We start from the raw sequence: 25,985 nt of genomic DNA on the forward strand, positions 1-25,985 counted from the left end.
GGTTGATCTGAAGTGCGCTAGACATGACGCCAGAGTATGGAGTGGGATCAGGACATCTCTTGCAGAACCTGCAATACGTAAGATTGCGCACAACCACGACGATTCCAACCTTCGTGTCAGAAGCATCTACCTTTCTGCCCATCTGCAGGATCGACTGTGAAAATGTTAGTTCCAAGCAACGTGTGCGGTTCGACGGTGGTACCAGTGGCCCCACGAGGATGCGATAACCAACGGTCCCCACAGCAGGATTGGTAGATAGCACCAGACCATGATGACCAGTGGCCAACCCGCAACATGACCAGCGTCGGGCCGGCTACCTTGAGCAATGGCAGACACCATCGAGATGTTGAAAATCCAGGTGACTGCTAACCCGCCTGCGGTACCCAACGCGAGCGGAAGAGTTGGTGGAACGCGCCTCCCGAAGAGCGTTATGCCCCACGGCCGCACCAGCCCAACGGCGAGATAGCCAGTCGCAAGTTGCACAAGCGAGATGCCAAAGACGTAGGCATAGCCGAGCGCCGGATTTCCCGCAAGCTCGAAATCACGCAACTCAGCCGTCCCCGGAAGTAGCCCGACGATCATCAGCACCCGCCACAACGCGGAGGGAATTACCGCTGCGAACGCACCGTAGGCACACAACCGGAGCCAGCTCGGATATAGAGATGATTCTCTAGATGACATGCTCCAATCATGGGCGATACCGTTGAAGGATGACAAGAAGGAAGTAAAAACGCAACCGATGAACTGTTCTACCTCGTCTCAGCAGAACACCCGACTAATCTAGCCAACATTAAGGACGGCGTCGATGTTGCTCTTCACGAGTTCATCGCACGAAGGTTTGGAGTCAACATGCCTTTCCGCTCCGCGACCCAAACACAGGCGAAGCATTCATACTTTGGAAAGACATTCACGCTGTTAGTTAGAATAAACGCTATGGTCAATGTGCCTAGTGGTTTGGTTTATCTTGGGCTTTCCCTGAGCATCACACTGGTGTTGGCAAGCTGCGTGCAACCAGCTACTTCCCCTACGACATCAGCAACATCGATCACTTCAGTTACTTCAAGCAGTGCCGTTATGCCGTCCGCGCTAGACGGGGTTTTGGTGTCCAATCTGGTGGATGAGGCTAGCAAAACTGAGGTTCGTACGGCACTGCTCACCGCGGGCGTTCCTGCTGAAAGTGCCGATCGATTTTTCGCCCAGGTTGATTTGTATAACCAGACTGTCACTAAGGATTCATTATTACCAGATGGTTTCCACACGTATTCTGATGACTATCCCCTAGATAAACTTTCAAATTTGTGGAATACACGTTTCCCAGAGTTTATTGGCACAAATTGCCGCATTAATACTTTTTTACTCGCCGAGGATCTTGTTACCACTAGTCCGCAACAATCGGATGCGGATACTTCCCTATTGTTTATGGATGAAGATGCCATCGCGCACTCCCCCAATCCTTTACTTAGCGAATCTGAAAAAGAAGCTTTTACACAAATCTTCGGGCGGATTAAAACCACCAGTGAGCATAATGCAAACCAGCATATTGCCGATATTAAACGCTATTTCCATGACCTAGGAATTACGTTTACTAATCCAGACATTAAAATAGTAAGCGTTTTTATTCACGATACCCTAGACAAACCCGCACATTTATTCATTGGCCATATTGGGCTTGCTGTCCCGCACGAAAACGGCATTATGTTTATTGAAAAGCTCGCGTTCGACAAACCATACCAGGCACTAAAATTCCGCGACTATAACCAGCTCAATGACTACCTGCGTTCCCTTTACGACGACGGCCCTGACCAGGAATATTCCCAACCCATCATATTTAGCAATCACGAAGTATTGTCTACGCCCTAGCAATTCCCTTAGTAAAACACGCACCAATCAGTTGCCCACAAATAATTACAACTAATCCCACGCCACCCATTAAAACGCTTATCGACGCCCCGACCATGATGCACAAAACTCCACCCTATATATTCGCACCCGACGTTGATATTTTCAGCCTTAATGAGTCTTGGCGACACACAAGATAACGTTCCGCAGTTTCACTTATAAGTGCAACATGGATGCAATGGGCGGCACCTCGGCAGGAAATAACGAGGTTCTTACACAGAAAGGAATCGGCAAAAGTGAGCACGACCACCACGCAGAAAGGCCATTCCGTCAGGCTCTCCAATAAAAGAGCGCGCATCAATTGTTCATTTCATGGAAACTGTCGGAGCAGACGTTAGTGTCTTCACCGCCAATCGCATTCCAGAAATGCCAAAGGAATTGAGGGAACTACTCAACGCAGTACTTCAAGCGGTCAAAAATGAACAATCAATTTCTATATCTATGCTGCCGAAAGAAGTCACCACAACCACCGAAGCTGCGATGCTTGATGTCTCCAGGCCCACCGTAATGAAGTACATCCGAAATGGTCGATTATCTGCACGCAAGGTAGGAACCCACCATCGCCTAAAGTCCGTAGAAGTACTCGCGCTACTTGAAGAACTCAAACAACAACAGCGTGATGCAATCTTCGAACTTATGGATTTCGAGGACTCACTCAGCTAACAACCAATCAAACATTCGTGTTTCCCAAACTCTTCACAGTTGGATAGGTCTGATCGCTTGAAGTTTGCACTACGGATGAATCCCTGATGCTGGTCACCGATTACGTCTGCAACCGATGGAGCGTTCGTCCTACAAGGGTCCTTCAGATCGCTTAACAAGGAACTTCCCCCACCCATACCGCCCATTACCATTCCTAGTGTGACTAAGTTTTCGTTGCCTGAGGCACGTAGGATTGCGCTTACAGCGCAAGGGTTTCTGGATCCACAACCTGAGCGAGTAACACGCAGGCATATTCACCGGGTGATGGACAGGGTTGGTGTGGTACAGGTTGATTCGGTGAATGTGCTGGCGCGCGCCCACTACCTGCCATTTTTCTCCCGCCTCGGCGGCTACGACACCACACTGCTCGACGATATGCGCGATGAACGCCCATGGCCGCTGGTCGAATCTTGGGCGCATATGGCGAGTCTAATCCCCTCATCACGGTGGCCACTATTTGAATTCCGGCAAGCAAAAGCCAAACCCGAAACCTGGGGTCGGCTTGGCGAGGTCCTACGACAACATCCTGACATCATTGACACAATCTTGGCTGAATACGACCAACGCGGACCACTAACTTCCCGCGAATGCGAGGCCGGATTAAACATTAAGGAAACTAAGCGCAGAGACCAATGGGGTTGGAACTGGAACTCCACCAAATTAACAATCGAATACCTATTTAGGGCGGGCGTTTTGGCCCCTACAGGGCGAAACAAGCAGTTTGAGCGTGTTTTTGACCTCGTCGAACGCGTCATCCCGGATGAAGCGTATGCTCAACTAGGTACTATCCCCTTCACCGAAGCATACATTGAGCTTGTGCGAACAGCGGCCAAGGCACTGGGCGTCGCTACGCGGGCAAGCCTGCGGGACTATTTCCGAATGACCGCCCAAGAAACAGACCCCGCGATCAAATATCTGCTTGGCACCGGAGAATTAGAATCCGTGGAAGTAGCGGATCACGGTGAGCATTTTCTGTGGACGGCGGCGCGCAGGCCACGGAAAGCGGAGGTCGTCACTCTCGTGAGCCCGTTCGATTCGTTGATTTGGCACCGCGAACGTACACAACAATTGTTTGGAATGCACTATCGAATTGGGATTTACACTCCAAAAGCGCAACGTACTCACGGTTACTACGTATTGCCATTTGTGTTCGGCGATGAACTCGTCGGCCGAGTAGACCTAAAAGCCGACCGCGCAGCTGGTACCCTGCGCGTCCAACAACTCACCTGGGAGCCCAACGCCCCACGGACAGCGCCATCAGCTTTAGATCAAACACTCAAAACCATGGCTGATTGGTTGGGTCTTAGTAGCGTCACTTTTTCATCGTAAGTATTCGTGATACACAAGCCTGCCAATCGAGTAGTAACACGGTAATCTTTGCCAGCTTTCAAGCCGTTTTCTAACGCCATGCACTCTAGCGCCATGCACTCTAACGCCCAGCCTCATGTATGCTCCCGCTGATAGCATGGCCATCAATAAGTTCTGTATGGGCGAACACCTTAAACAGGCACGTTAAATACGAGGCATTTCACACGCTAGGGGAAACCACGCACAAAGGGGCAGCATGTCGATCACACCATTTATTAGTAGCACTCAAAATGATAACACCATGGTTTTGGTGGCACGTAGATATCAGGCAGCCGGCACCGAAGTATTAGTGCGCCTGATACCGCAAGAGCTAGTACCTGCCGAGGACTTGGCGCTGGCCACGCTGGGCCTCGATCCAACAACCCTTGAGCCAAACCCCATCGGCTTTATACCATCGCGTGCTGTGGGGTTTCCTGCTTGGCCTATCTTGACTGACCCTGATAATGCGCAACACGCTTTGAACCTGGTATCCGATATTGAGTGGATCCGAAAGAATGCTCGGGCGCAGGTGAAGTTGGTAAAGAAGCGCGTCGATAAGCTAACAAACCAGTTGCAGGCTTCCGCACCACATTTCGTACCAACCTTTCTGGAGGAAATCGCGCGGGTTCACCTTGAAGCGGATCATGCTAGTTATGCCAAGCAGTATTTCAACAAGGCGCGGGAAGTTGAACGCAACCATAGCCTGCCAGTAGATATACAGCGACACCAGCTAGCTTTCCGGGAGTTCACAGCGCTTGGCGTGGTTAGCGGTCGGGAGATGACGGCCGAAGCCCACAACGCCGCTATTCACCTTGAGCCGAAAGCTGCTTACCAATACTTTTTGGAGCTGTTGCTCACCTGCGCTCACGCTGATGTCGCGCTTTATAATCATGCGCTGCGTGATCTGCGTCGGCTTGGCAAAACTGCGGGGAGAACCCATTACGAAGTGGATGTAGAGTTTGCCTCTCAATATGTGCTGAGCCGTGGTTTCGCAACGTTTCCTGAAGCAACATTACAGGTATTACGCCCCATGCTACAGACAAAACGTGAAGCTCCAGCAACAATGAAAAAGCAGTTTCTCAGCGGCAACCCCAGTGCATGGAAGGTCGCCGAATACGTCGATGTACTGCAAAAACTCGATATATGGGAGGCACTGACCACTAATTCTGAGGCTTTTACTCCTTGGTTAATCAAACTATTTCATCAAAAAAGCCACAGCGGATTTTTCGCCATCCCGAAAGAGGAAATGCTGGCTGCTATCACAGGCAATACCCGATCGCTGACTGATCGCACCGTCAAAATCAAGGTTAAGGGCAATATTTCTTTCAATCTTGAGTATCTCGACGCACTGGTAGCAGCTGGTGCAACAGTAGAATTCGATACTGACAGCCGCTTTGATATGGAGTCATTGTGGAACAGTTGGTTTACCCATGGTAACCGTGATTTAACTGCATTAGTAGACGACGCAAAATCCAGTGAACTCTTACTACAACACCTAACAGCAGAGACCGTACACAATCATTTAGACAAATTACTATCCACTAGGTCTACAACAGAACTAACTTCCCGATGGCTAGACATATTTGCCAATGAAATTAAAAACAACGTTAACAGCCACTCTTGGCAGTTTGAAAGGCTCAAAGAGCAACGCTTCCTCCTCACCGATCCACGCCTTAAAGAACTAAACCCACAGGCGATTAACATGATCTTCCATGCAGAAGTTGCGGTCAACCTGGCAAAACGTCTGAATGAAGGGACCTTCGCGGAATATACGTGGACTACTTTTGAGGAGGCCTGCGAAAAGCTGACTGATAGTGAAAACGCAAAGATTCTTTCTTGCTACCCATACGTCATTTTGGCGGAGGAAAATCAGGTTATCTTGGTTAATGGCCAGCACTTAGAAACCGTGCAATTACCTGCCCCGGCTAATGTCATACGCGTATATAAGGTGGTTGACCACGTGGTGGTGTTTTATCGGGATAAGCAAACTGATAACTACTACTATTTCTGGTCACATGAAAATGTGCCACACCTATTAGCAAATGGTCGTGAACTGCCCGAATCTATGGGTTTCGTGCAGCAGATTGATGGCGGTTTGCAGGTTGGCCCAACTCGGATCACACCCGGCATGGCTTTTAATGAGATACCCAGTGGATTCACTTTTGGCTCTGGGCCTTATTATGTTGGCACAGATAACCCGACAGAGCTGCTTCAAATTCCAGGAAACAAGACTATTTCACTGCAGGAGTTTCATGATGGCGCGGTAGCAGGAAATCTGCCTGGCTTGGATACCTCATCACTGCAGCCTATCTGGGGTATGGAGGATACAGCCAATTTAAAAATAAACTACAGCTGGTACCTTCCAGCGACAGAATCGACTAAAAACTCTCTCTTAGGCGTAACCAATGGCTACCTCATGGGCTTTTCCTTCGAAGGAATTGCCAATAATTGGTACCACTGGTTTTCCCCAGTGGAAGCATTTAGTGCTCGCAGCGCTGTGCCGCTGTGGGTAGTGGAACGCCCTGGATGGGAAGATGATCCTCAATTGCGCGACACTTGGTATCACAATGGACAAGGATTGATTGATGATCTGCTGGCGGGGCCGCTGCCCGAATCCCTAGATTGCCACGGTAAACCTTTAGTGCTGAATAGCCTTCCCGTCATTGGCTTTCATCAGCTCAAAGTACGCAATAAGGATGTCAGTATTGCTATGCGCAAGTGCTCCGAAAATGAAGCACTGGAGCTAGTTATAGCACCGCAGCTCATTCTTGATTTCGCACAGGGCAATGAGGTCTTAGCGGCTGCAATCGCTGGCATGCTCGCCCAGGTTTATCAATCACAGTTGGAAACCGATAACCCGCCTATGGTGCCAAAGCTTACGGCTGTACCTCAGTATCTAAAGTATCTTGCGGAAGTAATCTCCGACGCCACCGCAGAGCAGAATGTTGAAATTTTCCCAAATGTGAGCATTAGAGCTTTTCACTACCTTGGAGAACTTACTGGAGCTCAGTGCTTCGGCAATCAACTTGCATACGAACACTGCCGGGAAATAGCGACAAAGATTTCCACATCACAATCGGGCTTTTACGACACCAGTACCGATTATTTGAAACTACTAGGCCAAGAAAAACTTATCCTCGCCCGTTTGTCTGGTCCAGGCATTCCGATTGACGAGTTCCATGAACTTATTGAATTATTCCGCTGGCTAGCGCATATCGGAATTCTAGGATCAATGGTAAGAGTTGAAACTGATAAAAGTAGCCTCGATCGGCTACTAGCAGACGATCCAGATTTACTGGTATATAACGGCCGAAATATCAACACAGTTTTTGTCCTGTGGCGGCCTGAAATTACCACCCCGACTCGCGAGTGGTTATTGGCAAATAATAATCACGCTCCTTGGGCGTTTTTGCCGCGCGACAAATTCCTGGAAAAATTAGAAGAACTTCTCAATTGGCGCGACTCACTTACCGACGTCCAACGCGCCAGCCGCATCGCTACCTTGGGCGAATCCGCTAAGAAATTAGCTAACGTAACCATGCTTCCGCCATCAGTGTGGCACTTAATTTTATCAGGAGTGCTATATAACTATGATCCCTTGGGTTACCGCGCTCAAGATGCAAAGCTCCTAGGGAAAACACCCACCGCAGTCGATGATCTCAGTAAATTCTTGATTACCTCAAATCTGGGTTACAGAGAACTCGTCACAGCTGGGTGGCACGACGACTATCTTTCAGGTGAACCGAATATTGAATCAGTAGCCGAGCAATGGCAAAAACAACGAGGGACCCCATGGATTCACTTAGATGACAGCATTATTAAACCGGTAGCCAAGTATATGGATAATGCCTGGCTCCCTCCTGAGCCTTTTATGGCCAAGGCTGAACTCCCAACACAACGGGAAGAAGCTGCATTCTTGTTTTACGTTATGTTAATGCAGATAACCCAACCCCGGTCTGCTGCTGCGTGTGAGCTCGCGTCTAGGTTAGAACAGTTTCGGGCGTGGACTCCACCCAGTAAACCACGTGTTTTTGGTAGCAGCTATCAGCAAGAAGCAGATCAATATGCACCCCAACTAGTATCACAAGGCTACCTAGATCAGTGGCTGGAATTTCTGGTATCGGGCACTGCTTATAACGGGACACCCGAAGATCCACGGGTTTCAGCCATGTTAGTAGTCGCCGAAGTGCAGGCCGAACTTGGATTATCCACAAATGCCGCCTGTTATTTCCTGCAAATACTTAGTCTTGCCACGCCTACCGATACGCTGGTAAAACGATGGAACGGTTGGAACAAGAAACAACTAGATACTGCTGCATCCGAACTGTTAGAACGTGGCCTATTGGTAACGGGCAAACGAGCGAGCTCCGGCCGAAGCGTGTTCTTAGCTGGCGGATGGTTAGGCAAATCAACCACCGGCCCCGCCATAGAAATGTGGAAAGCGCCACATTACCTACTGTGGGAAGCCAGCGTAAGCAGACCAGTACTTCCCGGCTGTCCAGCCTTAGTGCCACACGGAGAACTCTTCGCCCAGACCTGGCAGCGCTACCAAAGCGGAGATGTGCCAGGCTATGAAGAACTTCGTACGGCGCCGTATCGACGTCGCTAGCGTTGGTGTGGAGTGTTTCCAATACCTCGTTGCAAAGAAAGCGATGGGCTTTTCTAACCCGCTCCCATAAGCCAAACTCCCGTATGGCGGCCAGGTGATTCAGCCGAGTGCGCACTGCTCATGATGCGGGGTTGAGCTGGCAGAAAATCGGCCAGCATCTTGGAATCTCTCGTCAAGCAGCATCACATGCGTTTCGACGGCCACCCACGCGAGGTCCGCAGAGTCTCCCTGCTATCCCTTACCCGCCTACCCGGCGAAGAGTCCGGCTGGCAAGCCGCCACCATCCGTTTCCCTGATGCTTTTTATATACGGGAATTAGGCGGTGATCTATAAACTTTAAAAGCGGAGGTACTCACCGCTGCAGTGCTTTTGCCACCACTGCGTGCACGCTAAACAGTAGTGGCAGGACAGATATAGCAGCGCTGATGGAAGCTGCATCATTGTCTTTCAGGCCATGTTCGCGAAGTACGCGGCGCGCATGCAGCCAGTACGGGATGACGATCACCGGGGAGGTAGCCACACCGGAGGTATATCCTCGCATGGCGATTGCTGAAGCGATATGAGTAAACCCGTGCACACCGAAAACCAGTACCGATCCCCGGAAGAGGGGTGACCGCCCTTGGGTGCGCACTCCTTCGGCCGAGGCGGCTGCAACGAGGACTGCCATAACTGCTAATGCAGTATTGACATGTTTCTGCGACATTCCTTCGTTGCGAATCTGTTTGGCCGCCGGTATCGGCACCCAGCGTGGCAATTGTGGCAGAAGCCTCTGTGTATTTTTTGACATCGTGAGTAATTCTTCTGCATCGTGCAGCGCCCATGCGGCGAATAGTCCGAGGCTCAACCGTGTCATAGGTTTCATTTCTGCCTCCACTTAGAATTTCGAGGACGAACAATCGTACCCCCGCGAGCGTTACGCAAGGTGTTTATTCTTCTTCACCAACACAAAACAGATTCCCCTCCGGGTCGGCCATTACGGTCCAAGTAAAACTGCCATCCGGTAGGGTTTCCACAGATTGGACTGTAGCGCCGAGTTCTTCTAGGCGTTTCACTGCGGCTTCGCGATCTTTAGAACGGAAATCAATATGAATGCGGTTCTTGCCCGGCGTTGGGTCAGCTACTAGCTGGAACCCCAGCGTAGGGACGGTATCAATCATCACGAAAAACCCATCGAAATCAGCGGAAATTGGTGCACCGGTTGCTTGAGACCAGAAGTTCGCCAAAGCCCTGGCATCCAAACAATCCGTGGTAATCATCCCAGGTGTGATTGTAGCGCTCATAAACCCATGTTAGCACTATACTTTGATGCTCCTCTTCCCCAAAACATCAAGATCAATATCTGCTGGTTTAGTTGATTATTGCCGTGGTTTCCATCATTCGAGGTATGAAATATGGAAATCGTACTAGAAATAGCTCCGCCGTTGTACAACCGCAATAATCAGGCAGATTTTACATTGCCCACCACTCAACAGCACGTTTCCCTAGGTCACACCCCTAGCCCGATAGTACCCAATGCAAATCTGCCTTTATTCATATACGCACAACCCTTGCCATTGGCCTATTTCCTCATATCCGATCACGCTTGGCCCACCACAGGAATATAAAAAACGGCTGGCCTTTTGTTTATTGTTGGCCAGCCGTGGTGGTTTGGAGCTGTTAGCTCGCGTACACCTGGATTAAGTTCAAACCGATAATACAAACCACCCAGATGATTGCCATAATAATGGTGAGGCGGTTGAGGTTTTTTTCCACTACGGTGGATCCGGAGAGGTTGGATTGGACGCCGCCGCCGAATAGGCTGGAAAGTCCTCCGCCCTTGCCTTTGTGGAGTAGGACAAACATCGTCATCAGCAGGCATGACAGCACGAGGACGATTTGTAGGGCAAGTACCATTGTGTTCCTCTAAGATCTACAAACGATTACAACTTGGCTAAGTATACACTAGCCGGAGTTCCGTAGTGCAGTTGATAGTCCGTTCATGGTGAGCTGAATTCCTCGTGAGACTACTTCCCTGGCATCGCCTGCACGGTATCGTCGCATGAGTTCAAGCTGAATAATATTCAGCGGCACTAGATATGGGAATCGGCTTTTTACGCTTCGTTCCAGTTTCGGATTGTCGGCCAGCAAACTATCAGCCCCGGTAATTTTTAAATACATTGCTAGGGTGAGTTCGTATTCCGCTGTAATGGTTTCGGCAATGCGTTCGGCAACATCGCTGTTATCCAGCAGATTTGCGTAGAGGCGGGCAAGGTTGAGGTCGGCTTTGCTCATCACCTGCGCCATATTCGAAAGCACAGACGTAAAGAACGGCCATGTCCGGTATAGTTCCTGAAGTTCGGCGAGGCGTGTTTCGTCGTCTCCGATCCATTGTTTGAGTGCCGAGCCCACACCAAACCAACCGGGCAACATGACACGCGATTGGGACCAGGATAATACCCATGGGATGGCGCGGAGGTCGGAAATGGTTTTGGTTTGTTTTCGGCTTGCAGGACGCGAGCCGATATTGAGGGCACCAATTTCATGGAGTGGTGTTGATGCTGTGAAGTACTCAATAAAACCTGGTTCATTATGCACAAGTGACGAGTATTTTTCTTGGCTCAATGTTGCGATTTCACGCATGACATCATAAGCGCGGTTAGGGTCGGCGAGCTCTTCGACGTCGAGTAGCGACGCCTCGACCGTCGCCGCCACGAGTGCTTCCAGGTTGCGTCGTGCTGACGCTGGGCTTCCGTATTTCGCGGAGATAATTTCACCTTGTTCCGTAATGCGTACAGCCCCTTGTACTGCACCATTGGGTTGTGCCAGGATTGCATCGTAGGAGGGGCCGCCACCTCGGCCTACGGTGCCACCGCGACCATGGAAGAATCGCAAGGTGATTCCATTTTCGCGACAAGCTCGAACAATGTCGAGTTCGGCATCGTATAAAGCCCAGTTTGCGGCGAAATACCCGCCGTCTTTATTCGAGTCCGAATACCCCAACATCACTTCTTGAACATTGTCTCGTTGTTTGAGGTAGTTTCGGTACAACGGAACCTGCCAGAGTTCCCGCAGGATTCCCGCGCCTGCCTGGAGATCCCCAATGGTTTCAAACAATGGGATCACATCGACCGTTCCCGTCGGCATATCGCCATTGGCGTGGATAAGGCCGAATTCTTTTAGCAGAATCATCGGTTCAAGCACGTCGCTCACGGAGGTCGCCATAGAAATAATGCAGTGCGGAATCATGCGCGCACCGAATTGTTCAACGGCGCGCGCTGCTTGGGCGAAATATTCGAGCTCTCGTTGGGTTGCTTCGCTAAATTTCGCGGCGCGAGCAGGGATAATCGGCCTCGGTGATGCGAGTTCGGTAATAAGCAATTCACGCTTTTCCTGCTCATTCAATGCAGCATAGTTCGGGTGGATTCGTGCGGCACGGAAGACTTCAGTAAGGATTTCTTCATATGATTCGGAGTTCTGCCGAATATCCATTGAGTACAAATGGAATCCGAAACTTTCTACTGCCGCCCGAAGCATGCTTAAGCGATCATCGGCAATAATATCGTCGTGGGAATGCCGCAATGAGGCATCAATAATTTCCAGGTCCGCCGCGAATTCTTCTGGAGTTGCGTATGGTTCATGGACTTTAAACCAAGTGCCTTCCACCGCATCTTCGCTTACCAGTGTTGCCATAGTGGACATCATCCGGCCGCGAAGCCCATGGACCGCACGCCTATACGGTTCATCCACACGGCTAGGAACATCATTGTGTCCTTTGGACGCCAATGCAACAAGTTCTACGGTTACTTCGCTTAACCGGTCTGAGAGGCTGAGTTCATGCTCCAAAGCATGTAATTGTTTAATGTAGTAGCGCAGCACGGTTTCTGCTGCACGGGTTGTGGCATAGTTCAAGGTGGCTGCGGTGACATATGGATTGCCATCGTGGTCACCACCGATCCATGATCCTGGTTTCAGCATGGCAACCTGCGGGATTTCATCACCGAATCTGGATTTCAGTTCAGTAATCACATCATGGTTAATCGCCGGTATTTCTTGCAGCAAGCTTAATGAGTAATACCGCAACCCTACTTCGATTTCATCTTCGATCCGCGGCCGCACTGCACGAATCAAAGCGGTCTGCCAAAGCATAGTGATTCGCCGAGTAATATCCCGCTCAATCCCCGCAAGTCGTTTTGAATTCGGGCGGTTTTCCAGTAGGTTTCGACGTTCCTTCATCAACTCCGTAATGTGCTTCTGAGCATCGAATACTGTACGGCGACGCGTCTCCGTTGGGTGGGCGGTAAGCACTGGCGCAACTTCTGCAAAGCGGAGCATGCGCTGGACGTCGTGAAGCTGAACGTTGGCCTGCGAAAGTTTTTCCCAGGTTGCTTCTAATGTGGAGTCGATTGCATAGTCGCGCGCCTCGATTGCGGCCTCATCGTGGAGGTCTTCCGCGAGATTCGCCAGGAGCGCAAAATGGCTAAACGCACGTACCACGGGGGTGAGTTTTGCGGGTTCGCCATTCCGGAAAAGCTCAACAAGCGCATCGATTTCACCGGCAATTGACATTCGTCTGGCAGTCTCAACACGATCAAATGTTTCAACACCCTCCTGTTCACGAATAACGTTTCCAAGGATTCTTCCCAGGTAACGGATGTCATCCCGGAGGTTATCTATCACTGTTGAATTCCTTTCATACAAGCGCAGAAACGCACGGTGATTCGAAACACGCACCGTGCGTTCGTTGTCTACGTGAGCTCGTTGCAGGTTGAAGCGTACCAGCTTAGCGCCGCTTATATGATCGGAAGATCACAACAAGTATCAGAGCAAGTAGTGCTGCGATACCAGCAACAATACCGATAGGCATCAGCATCAAACGTGATGCATCATCACCCGTTGTGGCTGGACTCTCAGACGTGGCGGTATCACTTGTGGAGGCGGGGGCGTCGACAAACTTCGGGGAAGTTTCCTCATCACCCTGAGTACCAATTACAATTTCCAAGCCAACCGGATTGGACTGTGTGTTCTGGTCAGCCTCGCGGAAGAAGGAATCATAACGAATACCCACATACTGCTCGCCAGAAACAAATGCACCAGAGTCTAACTGTTCAATGTTCTTCCAACGGACTGGCTTGCTCACAGTGGCAACTTCTGCCCCGCCGTCCTCCTCCATTTCTAACACTGGTTCGCTCTCGTCCTCACTCGGTGCACCCACCTTCCCCATGCCAAGCGGCTGCAGCGTAGGTGAAAATGCGGCAATATGCACCTTGCGTCCAATACCAGAAGTTACGGAATCAGGATCCTCGACCTGGTAAGGCAAATTCTTTGCTGATACTTGCAAGCGTTGGCCTTCCTTTACCGAGACTTTCAACCATTGCATCTCCCCAGGAACAATTGATGTTGTGTAGGTTCCTGGCTGCACTGTTGGAGCCTCGTCTAATCCCAAAGCGTAAGGTAAATCGCCCTGCGGAGTACCGATCTCAACGCCACTGGCAGTTGGTTGATCCGACGCCGGAGCTAAAGTGTCAGCATTTTCTACTGCGGGGATCTTCCACACCATAAACTCAAACGGCAATTCACGATCGTTCAATATTCCTGGTTCGCGTTCTATGAATACGTCATATGTGCCAGGCTCGCACTTCCCCGATTCGCCATCGTGAGCGGCAGGATCAGTGACTCCCCACGGAGCGAGCGGAGTTTCAAAAGAGTTCGCTTGATAGTCGTAGCCCATGGTGAAGTCCGGAAAACAAAGATCCCCATTGGTATCAGTGGCTTGTATCTTTGCTTTCATTACGGCTCCGATGTCCTCGCCAGACGACGGCGGTGGTGGAACCAGTGCACTCAGCATGAGCCGTTCGCCCTCACTGACGTTGATTTTCCAATGAACTTCCCCCTGTTTCGGCAGAACATCCTGGTAGTGCTTTGGCACAGGTTTGCCATCAACCACACCACCCGCCTGAATCAACGGTGCGTCGTTCCCGGTTGGGGTGCCTTCAACTTTCTCACCACTGATCACACCTGCATTCAGAGTGCGGGTCGATTTCTGCACGAGTTGAAGCTTTAAGGAGTCCGCATCCCCCGCATCGGCATAACTGCCCCCACCTTCTTTCGCAATGCACTCCAACTCGGCGCGGGCCTGCGCATCCACATTCAGCCCAATGACATTAATCACCACATCGACGCCGCGCTGCTTGATTTCCTTAGCAACTTCACACACCGGCGGCGGTGCACAGGTGTCGATCCCATCAGACACCAGCACTATCTGGCGAGCGCCCTGTGTTGGTAGTTCCCGTTCCGCCTGCAGTAGCGACGCCCCGATTGGCGTATAGCCACGCGGGTTTAGTCTTTTCACCTCATCCACCATTGCTTGGCGTTCCCCACCAAGCGGCACCAATGTGCGAACATCCTTACATCCTGCTTCTTTCTCCTCATCACCGCTGCCGGTTTCCGTACCATATGTCAACAGCGCAAGCTTCTGCTGTTGTGGAAGTTCATTGAGCAGCCCCTCTGTTGCTTGTTTTGCTGCATCCATGCGCGTTTGACCACCAGCATCAGCAGCCAACATCGATCCCGAGGCGTCGATAATCACTGCGGTTGCAGGCTGCTCCTGAGCGGATGCCTCAGGAGCCTTCACGGAAACCCCCAACCCAATCAGCAGAAGCGCTGGAACAATAGCACCTAAAAACTGGCGTGCACAATGTAAGAGTAAAGGCATGCTTTCAGCTATACCCCCATATGTGCCTTAAATACGTAAATCCAGGAACCTTTCATGGAAATTTATAGGATTATTAAATCAATTCTATGTTTGATATTTATACACCACTCATACAGCTACAAAAACGCACGGTGTTTGTGTTCACCGTGCGTTTTCAGGTATTGGGGCGTTTTACGCTACTGCGTTCGCGCAAAGCTTAGCGAATGCCTCACCATCAAGCGAAGCACCACCCACAAGGCCACCATCTACATCTGGTTGGCCCACGATTTCTCCAACGGAATCTTCCTTAACGGAACCGCCGTAGAGGATCCGCATATTATCGGCGATTTCATCATTGGCAAGTTCACGGATAGTCTTTCGAATGGCAGCGCATACTTCTTGTGCGTCTGCTGCGGAGGCAACTTTGCCAGTGCCAATTGCCCACACTGGTTCGTATGCAATAACGGTTTGGGCGAGTTCTTCATTGGAAAGCCCAGCCAGTGAAGCGCGGGTTTGTTCTACAACAAATTCCACATGGTTTCCGGCTTCGCGGACTTCAAGCGCTTCACCAACACATACGATTGGGCTAATACCTTTACCCAGTGCAGCTTTGGCTTTCGCGGCTACGAGTGCATCATCTTCACCGTGGTATTCGCGGCGTTCAGAGTGCCCAACAACAACCCAGGTGCAACCAAGTTTTGCCAGCATTTCTGCAGAGATCTCACCGGTATATGCACCGGCTTCATGGCGGGAAACATCCTGTGCACCATAGGTGATTTTTAGTCTGTCACCTTCAATCAAGGTTTGTACGGAGCGAATATCGGTAAATGGTACCGTGACCGCTACATCTACCTTGTCGTAGTATTCCTTTGGCAGTGCGAATGCGAGTTTCTGCACGGTCGCGGTGGCCTCAAGGTGGTTGAGGTTCATTTTCCAGTTGCCAGCAATCAGTGGCTTGCGTGCCATAGGGACACGTCCTTTCGATTCAACGTGAGTTTGTGTGCTTAGTCATTCAGGATTGCGACGCCCGGGAGCTCCTTGCCTTCAAGGAATTCAAGGGAGGCGCCACCACCGGTTGAAATATGGGAGAACCCATCTTCATCGAGGCCAAGGACACGTACTGAGGCTGCGGAGTCACCACCGCCAACTACTGAGAAACAACCAGTCTTGGTTGCATTAATAATGGCTTGTGCTACACCACGGGTACCGTCTGAGAATGCCTTCATTTCAAAAACACCCATTGGGCCATTCCAGAACACTGTTTTAGCTTCTGCGAGTGTTTCGGCAAACTTCTTTACACTCTCTGGTCCGATATCCAGGCTCATCCAGCCTTCTGGAATACCGTCAAGGCCAACAATCTTCTTTTCTGCATTGGCATCAAATTCAGAGGCAGCTACCAGGTCTACTGGCAATACAATGCTATCGCCATAGCGTTCCAGCAAGCTCTTGCAGGTATCGATCATTTCTTCCTGCAATAGTGACTTTTGCACGTTGTAGCCTTGAGCCGCCAGGAATGTGTAGCACATTCCGCCGCCAATAATTAGAGCATCGGTTTTTGGTGCGAGTGCTTCGATTACGCCGAGTTTATCGGATACTTTGGAGCCACCGAGCACCACAACATATGGCTTTGCTGGGTTTTCTGCGATTTTCTCCAAAACCTTAATTTCGGTTTCAACGAGGCCACCTGCATAGTGCGGGAGCCGCTTTGCCACGTCATAAACGGAGGTTTGAGCACGGTGAACTACACCGAAACCGTCGGAAACAAATGCCCCGCCTGGTGCGAGTGCTACAAGTTGGTCAGCAAATTCGCCGCGTTCCGCTTCATCTTTGGAGGTTTCGCGAGGATCAAAACGTACGTTCTCCAGCAGCAGGATATCGCCCTCGGTAAGGCCATTAGCACGCTCGTGAGCGTCTTCGCCTACTACATCAGCTGCAAGTGCTACATATTGACCAAGTTCTTCGGATAGTGCTTCCGCAACAGGCGCAAGGGAGAATTTCTCATTAACTTCGCCTTTTGGACGGCCAAGGTGAGCCATCACAATAACTTTGGCTCCAGCTTCGGTCAATGCTTTAAGTGTTGGTAACGATGCTTTAATGCGTCCGGCATCAGTAATTTCGCGATTGTCATTGAGCGGAACATTAAAGTCTGAACGGACAAGCACATAGCGTCCATCAACACCCTCAGCGAGAAGGTCTTGGAGGTTCTTTACGGTCATTGATTCTCCTATTGGTTTTGTGTAATAAAAACCAGTCCGGGGTGTGCCCGGTGGCACACCCCGGACTGGTTATATATTGGGGATGCGTATGTGCTTAGAGGCGTTCGCCAACATACTCAGTAATGGTTACGAGCTGGTTGGAGTAACCCCACTCGTTGTCGTACCATGCAACAACCTTTACCTGGTCACCCATAACCTTGGTAAGGCCAGCGTCGAAAATAGAAGGACGTGGATCGGTCACAATATCGGTGGATACCAATGGATCCTCGGAGTAAGCGAGAATGCCCTTAAGGTCACCTTCAGCAGCCTTCTTAATAATCTCATTAACCTCTTCAACAGAGGTTTCGCGGGAAGCGGTAAAGGTCAAATCGGTTGCAGAACCGGTAATTACTGGCACGCGCATTGCAAAACCATCGAGCTTGCCCTTGAGTTCTGGAAGTACCAGAGCAACGGCCTTTGCAGCACCGGTGGAGGTTGGAACGATGTTTTGTGCAGCTGCGCGGGCGCGGCGCAGGTCGCGGTGAGGTGCATCATGAAGACGCTGGTCACCGGTATAAGCGTGGATGGTGGTCATAAGACCGCGCTCGATGCCAAGGGCGTCATTCAGAGCCTTGGCCATCGGGGCAAGGCAGTTCGTGGTGCAGGAAGCATTGGAAATAATGGTGTGCTTCTCTGGGTCATAGTCGGTGTGGTTTACACCAACAACGAATGTTGCATCTTCATTCTTGGCTGGCGCGGAAATAATAACTTTCTTTGCACCTGCATCAATGTGAGCCTTTGCAGCTTCAGCGTCGGTGAAGAAACCTGTGGACTCGATAACGATATCTACACCCAAGTCACCCCACTTGAGGTTCTTAGGATCGCGCTCGGCGGTAACAACGATCTTCTTGCCGTCTACAGTGATGGACTCATCATCGAACTCAACATCCTTGCCAAGGCGGCCAAGGATGGAGTCATACTTCAGCAGGTGTGCCAAGGTTTTGTTATCTGTAAGGTCATTGACCGCTACAACCTCAATGTCCGCACCGCGCTCTTCGAGAGCACGGTAGAAGTTGCGTCCAATACGACCGAAGCCGTTAATACCTACACGAATAGTCACGAGGTTCTCCTTGTGTTGTTGGCACTTGTCCAAAGTGGCGGGGAAGAAATTTCGCCCGCAGTAATTCTTAAGTGTACCGAGCAACCCTCAGACCTGCAGGGGTAATACACCCGACCAAGTGCCCGATCGGACATCAGACATGTCCGATCGGGGGTGGTCACGGTCGAAGGTATATTCGCACTTTCGTGCGTTTAACTGCCCCGATAGCCCACAATACCCCCAGGTGAGGGTCACCTGATGCACTTTAGGGACACCATCACCTTAAATGGTGACATTTGCCACAGTTAGGCTTCCTCTTCGAGTAGTTCATCCGTAACTGCTGAATGTGTATCAGGAACTCCCAGCTCTTCTGCCTGTTTATCGGCCATAGACAATAGGCGGCGGATTCGTCCAGCCACCGCATCTTTGGTGATTTGGGGATCCGCTAATCTGCCCAATTCCTCAAGAGAAGCTTGCCGGTGTTGAACCCGCAAATTGCCAGCTTCAGCGAGGTGTTCGGGGACGTCGTCACCCAAAATTTCCAACGCCCGTTCGACGCGAGCTGCTGCTGCCACCGCTGCCCGGGCGGAACGCCGTAAATTGGCATCGTCAAAATTAGCCAACCGGTTTGCTGTAGCACGCACTTCTCGCCGCATGCGTTGTTCTTCCCATTCCAACCGCACTTGCTGGGCGCCCATACGAGTAAGCAGTGCACCAATCGCTTCTCCATCGCGAATAACAACTCGGTCACTACCGCGGGTTTCTTTTGTCTTCGCAGCAATACCAAGCCGACGCGCACACCCAACCAATGCCAATGCAGCTTCCGGACACGGGCAAGTGACCTCCAGGGAAGACGAACGCCCCGGTTCCGTCAATGAACCATGCGCTAAAAACGCACCCCGCCACGCAGCCTCAGCATCAACCACCGTTCCGGAAACAACCTGTGGCGGCAACCCCCACACCGGATGACCGGAACGAGTAACCAGTCCAAGCCTGCGAATAATATCTTCAGTATTTTCAACAACCCGCAAAACATACCGGGTGGATTTTCTAATGCCGCCTGGACTTATTGTGTGAATCGCCACCTCACAATGGAATAACTCAATTAATTCTTGGCGCAGCCTACGAGCCACCACGGCCGAATCCAATTCAGCCTCAATAATGAGTTTGCCAGCAACAAGATGGAATCCACCCGCAAAGCGCAAAAGGGAAGCAACCTCAGCCATGCGGGCACTTTGCTTTGTTACTGTGACCCGAGCCAGTTCATCTTTGACCTTTGTAGTTAAAGCCACCAGGAAGAGTTATCCTTTCTCGCACTCAGATACGAGTGCGGCTGCAAGTTTTGCGGGATCGTGCCTATGCGAATTGCCCTCTTGCACATCATGAAAGGCAACTTCTGCACCCAATGATGCTGCAGCACGCGCTAATTGTGCACGTTCCCGCTGCGTAGGAATGGTAGCAGCATCTACGATAATCCGATCAACTTGAAGTAATGGCGCGTGTTGGGAAAGCATATGGATATGCCGCTCAGCGGAAAAACCGGCGGTCTCCCCCGGCTCCGCAGTAAGGTTAAGCACCACGATTTTCTTCGCTGATGTATTCGCAAGTGCATCAACTATGCCCGGCACTAAAAGATTTGGAATCACGCTAGTAAACCAGGAACCCGGGCCCAGGGTCACTACATCTGCATGAAGAATAGCTTGTACAGCGGCCCGGCAAGCCTCTGGCTTATCCGGAATAAGCCGTACCCGGCGAACACTGCCAGGAGTAGTAGCCACCGAAACTTGGCCACGCACCGGGGACATAATGCGTGGATCATTATCCAAACCGGAAACATCGGCTTCAATATCTAATGGCTGCTCACACACCGGAAGGACTCGCCCTCGACAATTTGCCATTTTAGCCACAAAATCAAGTGCCTGTACTTGATTTCCAAAGTATTCTGTAAGGCCGGAAAGCATTAGGTTTCCTAGTGCATGGCCCGCTAACGCGCCGGTGCCTCCAAAACGATGTTGCAATACTCCTTCCCACTGCTGCCCTTCCGAATCGGCGCGAGTCAGTGCCGCAAGTGCCATACGGAGATCTCCCGGTGGTGATTGCCCAAGTTCCCTTCGGATCCGACCTGAGGAACCACCATCATCAGCCACAGTTACCACTGCGGTTATAAACTCAATATCAAGCGCACGCGCGGAACGTAGTGTTTGAAACAGCCCATGCCCACCGCCAAGGGCTGTCATGCTGCGGATTTTCATTACAAAAACGCCTTTTAGGTTTAACCGCGGTTAATATCACGGTGGTTTACAGAAACATCAAGTCCTTCGAATTCCCCGAGCCTACGGGCTATTTCTTCGGATACTGCAACCGAGCGATGATGCCCACCCGTACAGCCAACACCAACCGTAATAAAGCTCTTTCCTTCCCGGCGATACCCGGCTGTCATAGAGGCAAACATTTCCACAAAATTATCTATAAATGACCCCGCCGCAGGTTCGGAAAGCACATAATCACTGACTGGTTTATCAGTGCCCCGGAATGGCCGTAGTTCCGGCACCCAAAAAGGGTTTGGCAGGAAGCGAACATCCACCACAATATCTGCATCTTGCGGTGCACCGTGCTTAAACCCAAACGATTGCACAGTAACGTGTTGGCGCTTTTTCGCAATAGTGGCAAAACTTGTTTCAATTGCCCGGCGCAGGTCATGGATTGAAAGGTCCGAAGTATCAATAACAATATCGGCCATTTCCTTAATAGCTGATAGCACTACGCGTTCACGTTCGATACCGATTTGCAGTGTGCCACTGCCCTGCAGCGGATGAGTGCGCCGAACCGTATCAAAGCGCTTAATCAGCACATCATCACGGGCTTCCATAAAAAGCACTGTTGGGTTGATATCGTGATGATCCCTGAGCACGGAAATAACTTCCGGCAAGCTACCACAAAATTCTCGGGAGCGAACATCGGACACTACGGCGATCTTATCCACCGGGGAGTTTTTAGATTCACACAGTTCAACAAAACTAATAATGAGCTCTGGGGGCAGGTTGTGGGCTACATACCAACCTAAATCTTCGAGTACGCGGGCAGCAGTACTTAACCCAGCTCCTGACATACCGGTAATTAATACCGGTGCTGTTTCAATTGAACGCTCACTCATAGGCCCCATAATAACGTCATGTTTTAGAATGCAGTGCCGTATAAACAGATTGCGCTAATTTTGGTCCGAATCCTTTTACCGCTGCAATCTCTTCAACAGTGGCTTCAGAAATCTTTGCCACTGAGCCAAAGTGTTTCACTAGTTCTTGGCGGCGTACCGCTCCAAGCCCTTGAATCGAATCAAGCACCGAACTACGCATCCTTTGAGAACGCTGCTGCCTGTGAAAACTAATTGCGAATCTATGGGCCTCATCACGGATTTGTTGGAGCAAAAACAGCGCTTGTGAGGTACGCGGCAAAATCAATGGGTCTTCTTCCCCTGGCAACCAGACTTCTTCAAGGCGTTTTGCCAATCCTATAAGTGCAATATCGTTAATGCCTAGTTCTTCAAAAACTTCTTGCGCTGCATTTACTTGAGGCAGGCCGCCATCAACGATAAATACCTGAGGCGGGTAGGCGAATCGTTTTTGCACGGGCTCATCGCTAAATTCCGTTGTAGATGGAACAATGCGTTTATCTTCGTGATACCGCTGGAATCGTCGCCGCACTATTTCTGCAATTGAAGCCACATCATTCGAATGCCCGTCCCCTGCGGCTTCCTGGATTTTATAGCGGCGATAGTCTGCTTTTTTCGGTAGCCCATCTTCAAATACCACCAATGAAGCCACTACATCGGTGCCTTGAATATGCGACACATCCGTACATTCGATTCTTAGTACTGGTTCATCAAGGAAGAGCGCTTGTTGTAGCTCTTGGAGCGCGGCAGACCTGGCGGTAAGGTCACCAACACGTTTGAGTTTGTGTTGTTTTAGGGCTTCTTGAGCATTGCGTTCTACGGTTTCCATAAGCACTCGTTTATCACCGCGTTGAGGTACTCGAAGTTCCACTTTGCTTCCGCGGAGTTGGCTAAGCCACGTTTCGCTATTCGCGGCGTCATCAGGCATAACTTGGACGAGTACTTCTCGCGGAATTGGGCTTTGGCCAGCTGTTTGCGCATCAGCGTCCCATCCGGCCCCGGTTTGCGCTGCATTTGCAGCTTCGGCGTGCTCGGCAGCATCCCCATAGAATTGCACAAGAAATTCCTGCAATACTTGGGAGATTGAGCCATTGTTTTCTACCACCCACCCGCGCTGACCACGGATTCTTCCACCTCGAATATGAAAGATATGGAGAGCGGTTTCTAGTTCGTCGCTGGCTGTTGCAATAATATCGGCGTCGGTGCCATCGCCAAGGACTACGGCCTGACGTTCCATTACTTTAGTGATTGCTTCGAGGTCGTCACGTAATCTTGCGGCGCGCTCAAAATCCAATTGTTCGGCAGCCTTGTGCATTTCTGCAGTGAGTTTTTTAGTCACCGGATCGGTGTGCCCAGCCATAAAACTACAAAAGGCCGCAACAAGCTCTTTATGCTCTTCTGCCGTAACATTCCCTACGCAAGGGGCGCAACATTTTTCAATATACCCTAGAAGACAGGGGCGTCCGAGTTTGGAATGCCTATTAAATACGCCCTGTGAACAGGTCCTAATTGGAAAGACTCGGGTAAGCAGATCCAGGGTTTCTCTAATCGCCCATGCATGAGAATACGGCCCGAAATAGCGGACTCCTTTTCGGCGCGGGCCACGATATACAAAAGCACGTGGGTATTCATTGCCGGTGGATACTGCAAGCATTGGATATGACTTATCGTCCCGATATTTCACATTAAAGCGCGGGTCGAATCGCTTAATCCAGGTGTATTCCAATTGCAGGGCTTCCACCTCGCTGGACACTACGGTCCAATCCACACGGTTCGCCGTAGTAACCATGGTGCGAGTTCGCGGGTGGAGCTGACTCACATCTTGGAAATAGTTGGAAAGCCGTGCCCGGAGGTTTTTGGCTTTTCCAACATAGATAACGCGCCCATCTGCGTCTTTGAATGTATAAACACCCGGCTCCACGGGAATGGTTCCGGGTGCTGGGCGATATGTGGCAGGGTCTGCCATATGATTAGTCCTCCGGCATATAGCGGTCTTCCAATTCGCGGAATTTCGCTACAGCCTGTACTACTGCTTCACCGTCTGCTGATTGGAATGCCCACATCGGCACAAATTCAAATTCTGGGAGTTCCAGACGTGCCCAACGATCAGACTTTGGGAATGAAAGCCCATAGATAACTGACCATGGGTAAAAGCGGGTACCAATAAAGTTCCGTACTTCTACCCCATCACCATTTGCGCGTACGCGGGGGCGTTGTAATCCCAGCGCGGCAATGGCAAAAATAAGCCCTACGCCCACAAATGCCCACTGGTCTATTGTGGTTACCGCCGCTCCGGTGTCTCCTACTGCAACAACCATTGCCATAAAAATATGGAGACCGAGCACGCCTATCGCCGAGGCATAGGCAATAAGCTTCATACGTTTTGAAGTCACCACGAGTTCCCATGGCTGTGAGGTTGTAGTGGCGGCATCGGCGGCGACGAGTCGTTCCGTAATGCCTTCAGTTTCTGATGCAGGCTGCGAAGCATTCACGGCCATTAGTCTAGCCCTTTTCGAATCCTCGCAAGTACACAGGCCGTATGCAGTGCCGCAATCATCGCATCCGCCCCCTTGTCCTCATATTCACCAGTTCTTTCGATTGCTTGTTCCTGGTTCAATGTAGTGAGCACACCATTTCCAATAGGTGTAGACGTATCCAGCGCAATACGCGTTAAACCCTGAGTCACAGAATCGCACACGTAGTCGAAGTGGGGAGTGCTGCCACGCACAACGCAACCTAGGGCCACCACGGCGTCGAAACGCGGAGCAAGCTCCTGCACAACCACTGGCAACTCTAAGGCACCCACCACCCGAAATTCGCTTATCGACGCCCCACAATGTTCAGCTTTTGCAATGGCACTTGTACGGAGCCGTTCACAAATCTCTGCATTCCATGTAGAAGTAACAATCGCTACTCGAAGGCCTGTTGCATCAATATGATCAATATCTGGTAAGCCTGCCGCACTCATGAATCAACCTCTGTATCAGTCTCAAATTCCGCAACCTCAGGCAAATCATGGCCCATGCGATCCCGTTTAGTACGCAAATAATTCAGGTTATCTGGATAGACTTTGACGGGAACCGCAGTTCTGCCAACAATGCTAATACCGTGGCCGTTTAAACCATGACGCTTTGTTGGATTATTACTAATCAAATTCAATGATGTGATACCTAAATCCCTAAGGATCTGGGCACCAGTACCAAATTCGCGCGCGTCCGCAGGGTATCCAAGGGCAAGGTTAGCGTCTACAGTATCCACACCACTATCTTGCAATTGATAGGCCTTGAGCTTGGCCAATAACCCAATGCCGCGACCTTCATGGCCCCGCATATAGAGCACTACTCCCCGGCCTTCTTGCTGGATATGGCGTAGCGAATAGTGCAATTGTTGCCCACAATCGCAGCGCCGAGACCCAAAAACATCACCAGTAAGACATTCGGAATGCACCCGCACGGGCACACCTTCGCCGGTAATATCCCCAACCACCACGGCCATGTGTTCGACACCATCAACACGGTTGCGGTAACCAAATGCTTGAAACTCACCAAAATCTGTTGGCAACCGAGTTTCAGTAACTCGTTCTACTAAAACCTCATGCTGGCGCCGCCACGCAATCAACCCTGCAATCGAAATCATTTTCAAGTCATGCTTGTCCGCAAAGCGGCGCAGCTCCGGTGCTCGCGCCATATCCGTGGGATCGTCTTCACTCACAATTTCACACAGCACACCAGCTGGTGAAAGCCCTGCTGCACGGGCTAAATCCACAGCGGCTTCCGTATGCCCAGCACGTACCAATACGCCACCATCACGAGCCCGCAATGGCACAATATGACCTGGTCGAGTAAAGTCACTCGGCCCAAAATCAGGTGACGCCAGCCGGCGCAATGTCTCCGCCCTATTTGCCGCCGAAATCCCGGTAGAGCCAGTCGCAGCATCCACGGTCACTGTATAGGCAGTCGCACGAATATCCTGGTTAATAGCGGACATTGGCGGCAAACCCAACCGGTCACATTCCTCCGCTGTAAGTGCCGCGCAAATATAGCCAGACGTATGCCGCACCATAAAAGCGACTAATTCCGGGGTTGCTTTTTCTGCCGCAAAGATAAGGTCGCCTTCGTTTTCACGATCTTCATCATCAACAACAACAATTGGCTTACCTGCGTGTATATCAGCTATTGCAGAATCAACGCTATCAAAACGCACGCTATTTACCTGATGGTTTTCTTCCACAGAACTCTGACCTGTCTAATCCAAAAAGGATTTGTATATATCATGTCAACAATACCGAGAAAATA

21 protein-coding genes are annotated in these 25,985 nt (G+C 50.7%); 5 read left to right on the top strand and 16 right to left on the bottom strand.

Features of this window, described 5'->3' with window-relative positions:
* Window positions 1-165: 165 nt before the first annotated feature.
* Complete coding sequence (locus CFREI_RS07020) at window positions 166-483, bottom strand: hypothetical protein (protein ID WP_156907720.1); 318 nt, start codon at window positions 481-483, stop codon at window positions 166-168.
* 450 nt (window positions 484-933) lie between these two features.
* Between CFREI_RS07020 and CFREI_RS07025 the strand changes: the two genes are divergently transcribed.
* The 5 genes from CFREI_RS07025 (at window position 934) to CFREI_RS07045 (ending at window position 8,890) form a co-directional block, all read left to right on the top strand.
* Window positions 934-1,860 carry a DUF4300 family protein gene (locus tag CFREI_RS07025; protein WP_027012286.1) on the top strand — a complete coding sequence of 309 codons (927 nt, stop codon included), beginning with the start codon at window positions 934-936 and terminating at the stop codon, window positions 1,858-1,860.
* Between the two features lie 351 nt (window positions 1,861-2,211).
* Window positions 2,212-2,562, top strand: coding sequence for a helix-turn-helix domain-containing protein (locus CFREI_RS07030; RefSeq protein WP_051255856.1), 351 nt, complete (start codon window positions 2,212-2,214; stop codon window positions 2,560-2,562).
* 198 nt (window positions 2,563-2,760) lie between these two features.
* Window positions 2,761-3,930: a winged helix-turn-helix domain-containing protein gene (locus tag CFREI_RS07035; protein ID WP_205618448.1), complete on the top strand. Its 1,170-nt coding sequence runs from the start codon at window positions 2,761-2,763 to the stop codon at window positions 3,928-3,930.
* A gap of 235 nt (window positions 3,931-4,165) precedes the next feature.
* Window positions 4,166-8,557 (top strand): hypothetical protein, encoded by a 4,392-nt coding sequence (locus CFREI_RS07040; protein ID WP_027012283.1) that lies wholly within the window; start codon window positions 4,166-4,168, stop codon window positions 8,555-8,557.
* A 186-nt stretch (window positions 8,558-8,743) separates the two neighbouring features.
* Complete coding sequence (locus tag CFREI_RS07045) at window positions 8,744-8,890, top strand: hypothetical protein (RefSeq protein WP_156907719.1); 147 nt, start codon at window positions 8,744-8,746, stop codon at window positions 8,888-8,890.
* Between the two features lie 19 nt (window positions 8,891-8,909).
* Here CFREI_RS07045 and CFREI_RS07050 read toward each other — a convergent pair whose 3' ends face one another.
* From CFREI_RS07050 to CFREI_RS07120, 15 genes are all read right to left on the bottom strand, one after another.
* Entirely contained in the window at window positions 8,910-9,419 is a 510-nt protein-coding gene (locus CFREI_RS07050; RefSeq protein ID WP_051255854.1) for an HXXEE domain-containing protein, read from the bottom strand.
* Between the two features lie 64 nt (window positions 9,420-9,483).
* On the bottom strand, window positions 9,484-9,837 hold the full coding sequence (locus CFREI_RS07055) for a VOC family protein (RefSeq protein WP_027012282.1): 354 nt from the start codon (window positions 9,835-9,837) through the stop codon (window positions 9,484-9,486).
* Window positions 9,838-10,213: 376 nt separating this feature from the next.
* The gene (secG, locus tag CFREI_RS07060) at window positions 10,214-10,450 is read right to left on the bottom strand and encodes a preprotein translocase subunit SecG (RefSeq protein WP_027012281.1); all 237 of its coding nucleotides are present in this window, start codon (window positions 10,448-10,450) and stop codon (window positions 10,214-10,216) included.
* A gap of 48 nt (window positions 10,451-10,498) precedes the next feature.
* Window positions 10,499-13,213, bottom strand: coding sequence for a phosphoenolpyruvate carboxylase (gene ppc / locus CFREI_RS07065; protein ID WP_027012280.1), 2,715 nt, complete (start codon window positions 13,211-13,213; stop codon window positions 10,499-10,501).
* 103 nt (window positions 13,214-13,316) lie between these two features.
* Window positions 13,317-15,248: a vWA domain-containing protein gene (locus CFREI_RS07070; RefSeq protein ID WP_027012279.1), complete on the bottom strand. Its 1,932-nt coding sequence runs from the start codon at window positions 15,246-15,248 to the stop codon at window positions 13,317-13,319.
* A gap of 171 nt (window positions 15,249-15,419) precedes the next feature.
* A complete protein-coding gene (gene tpiA, locus CFREI_RS07075; protein WP_027012278.1) occupies window positions 15,420-16,193 on the bottom strand; it encodes a triose-phosphate isomerase in 774 nt (257 codons plus the stop codon).
* 38 nt (window positions 16,194-16,231) lie between these two features.
* The gene (gene pgk / locus CFREI_RS07080) at window positions 16,232-17,443 is read right to left on the bottom strand and encodes a phosphoglycerate kinase (RefSeq protein ID WP_027012277.1); all 1,212 of its coding nucleotides are present in this window, start codon (window positions 17,441-17,443) and stop codon (window positions 16,232-16,234) included.
* A gap of 94 nt (window positions 17,444-17,537) precedes the next feature.
* Window positions 17,538-18,542, bottom strand: coding sequence for a type I glyceraldehyde-3-phosphate dehydrogenase (gap, locus tag CFREI_RS07085; RefSeq protein ID WP_027012276.1), 1,005 nt, complete (start codon window positions 18,540-18,542; stop codon window positions 17,538-17,540).
* 284 nt (window positions 18,543-18,826) lie between these two features.
* Window positions 18,827-19,747 (bottom strand): DNA-binding protein WhiA, encoded by a 921-nt coding sequence (whiA, locus tag CFREI_RS07090; protein ID WP_240483200.1) that lies wholly within the window; start codon window positions 19,745-19,747, stop codon window positions 18,827-18,829.
* A gap of 75 nt (window positions 19,748-19,822) precedes the next feature.
* Window positions 19,823-20,773 carry a gluconeogenesis factor YvcK family protein gene (locus CFREI_RS07095; protein ID WP_027012274.1) on the bottom strand — a complete coding sequence of 317 codons (951 nt, stop codon included), beginning with the start codon at window positions 20,771-20,773 and terminating at the stop codon, window positions 19,823-19,825.
* A 20-nt stretch (window positions 20,774-20,793) separates the two neighbouring features.
* Window positions 20,794-21,684, bottom strand: a complete 891-nt coding sequence (gene rapZ, locus CFREI_RS07100) for an RNase adapter RapZ (protein WP_051255853.1) — start codon at window positions 21,682-21,684, stop codon at window positions 20,794-20,796.
* A 7-nt stretch (window positions 21,685-21,691) separates the two neighbouring features.
* Window positions 21,692-23,656 carry an excinuclease ABC subunit UvrC gene (uvrC, locus tag CFREI_RS07105; RefSeq protein WP_027012272.1) on the bottom strand — a complete coding sequence of 655 codons (1,965 nt, stop codon included), beginning with the start codon at window positions 23,654-23,656 and terminating at the stop codon, window positions 21,692-21,694.
* A gap of 4 nt (window positions 23,657-23,660) precedes the next feature.
* Entirely contained in the window at window positions 23,661-24,188 is a 528-nt protein-coding gene (locus tag CFREI_RS07110) for a PH domain-containing protein (RefSeq protein WP_027012271.1), read from the bottom strand.
* On the bottom strand, window positions 24,188-24,658 hold the full coding sequence (gene ribH / locus CFREI_RS07115) for a 6,7-dimethyl-8-ribityllumazine synthase (protein WP_027012270.1): 471 nt from the start codon (window positions 24,656-24,658) through the stop codon (window positions 24,188-24,190). Before ribH ends, CFREI_RS07110 begins: the two co-directional genes overlap by 1 nt.
* Window positions 24,655-25,893 (bottom strand): bifunctional 3,4-dihydroxy-2-butanone-4-phosphate synthase/GTP cyclohydrolase II, encoded by a 1,239-nt coding sequence (locus CFREI_RS07120; RefSeq protein WP_420834530.1) that lies wholly within the window; start codon window positions 25,891-25,893, stop codon window positions 24,655-24,657. The genes ribH and CFREI_RS07120 overlap by 4 nt, the downstream gene beginning before the upstream one ends.
* Window positions 25,894-25,985 lie beyond the last annotated feature (92 nt).

This window comes from Corynebacterium freiburgense (assembly GCF_030408815.1).
Lineage (GTDB): Bacteria > Actinomycetota > Actinomycetes > Mycobacteriales > Mycobacteriaceae > Corynebacterium > Corynebacterium freiburgense.

Bases quoted from the DNA above. Each gene is read 5' to 3' on its own strand.
- secG (WP_027012281.1), bottom strand. From the start codon at position 10,450: ATGGTACTTGCCCTACAAATCGTCCTCGTGCTGTCATGCCTGCTGATG.
- CFREI_RS07025 (WP_027012286.1), top strand. From the start codon at position 934: ATGGTCAATGTGCCTAGTGGTTTGGTTTATCTTGGGCTTTCCCTGAGC.
- tpiA (WP_027012278.1), bottom strand. From the start codon at position 16,193: ATGGCACGCAAGCCACTGATTGCTGGCAACTGGAAAATGAACCTCAAC.
- whiA (WP_240483200.1), bottom strand. From the start codon at position 19,747: ATGGCTGAGGTTGCTTCCCTTTTGCGCTTTGCGGGTGGATTCCATCTT.
- CFREI_RS07070 (WP_027012279.1), bottom strand. From the start codon at position 15,248: ATGCCTTTACTCTTACATTGTGCACGCCAGTTTTTAGGTGCTATTGTT.
- ribH (WP_027012270.1), bottom strand. From the start codon at position 24,658: ATGAGTGCGGCAGGCTTACCAGATATTGATCATATTGATGCAACAGGC.
- CFREI_RS07055 (WP_027012282.1), bottom strand. From the start codon at position 9,837: ATGAGCGCTACAATCACACCTGGGATGATTACCACGGATTGTTTGGAT.
- CFREI_RS07040 (WP_027012283.1), top strand. From the start codon at position 4,166: ATGTCGATCACACCATTTATTAGTAGCACTCAAAATGATAACACCATG.
- CFREI_RS07045 (WP_156907719.1), top strand. From the start codon at position 8,744: ATGCGTTTCGACGGCCACCCACGCGAGGTCCGCAGAGTCTCCCTGCTA.
- CFREI_RS07030 (WP_051255856.1), top strand. From the start codon at position 2,212: ATGGAAACTGTCGGAGCAGACGTTAGTGTCTTCACCGCCAATCGCATT.
- pgk (WP_027012277.1), bottom strand. From the start codon at position 17,443: ATGACCGTAAAGAACCTCCAAGACCTTCTCGCTGAGGGTGTTGATGGA.
- CFREI_RS07095 (WP_027012274.1), bottom strand. From the start codon at position 20,773: ATGAAAATCCGCAGCATGACAGCCCTTGGCGGTGGGCATGGGCTGTTT.
- CFREI_RS07110 (WP_027012271.1), bottom strand. From the start codon at position 24,188: ATGGCCGTGAATGCTTCGCAGCCTGCATCAGAAACTGAAGGCATTACG.
- uvrC (WP_027012272.1), bottom strand. From the start codon at position 23,656: ATGGCAGACCCTGCCACATATCGCCCAGCACCCGGAACCATTCCCGTG.
- rapZ (WP_051255853.1), bottom strand. From the start codon at position 21,684: ATGGGGCCTATGAGTGAGCGTTCAATTGAAACAGCACCGGTATTAATT.
- CFREI_RS07050 (WP_051255854.1), bottom strand. From the start codon at position 9,419: ATGAAACCTATGACACGGTTGAGCCTCGGACTATTCGCCGCATGGGCG.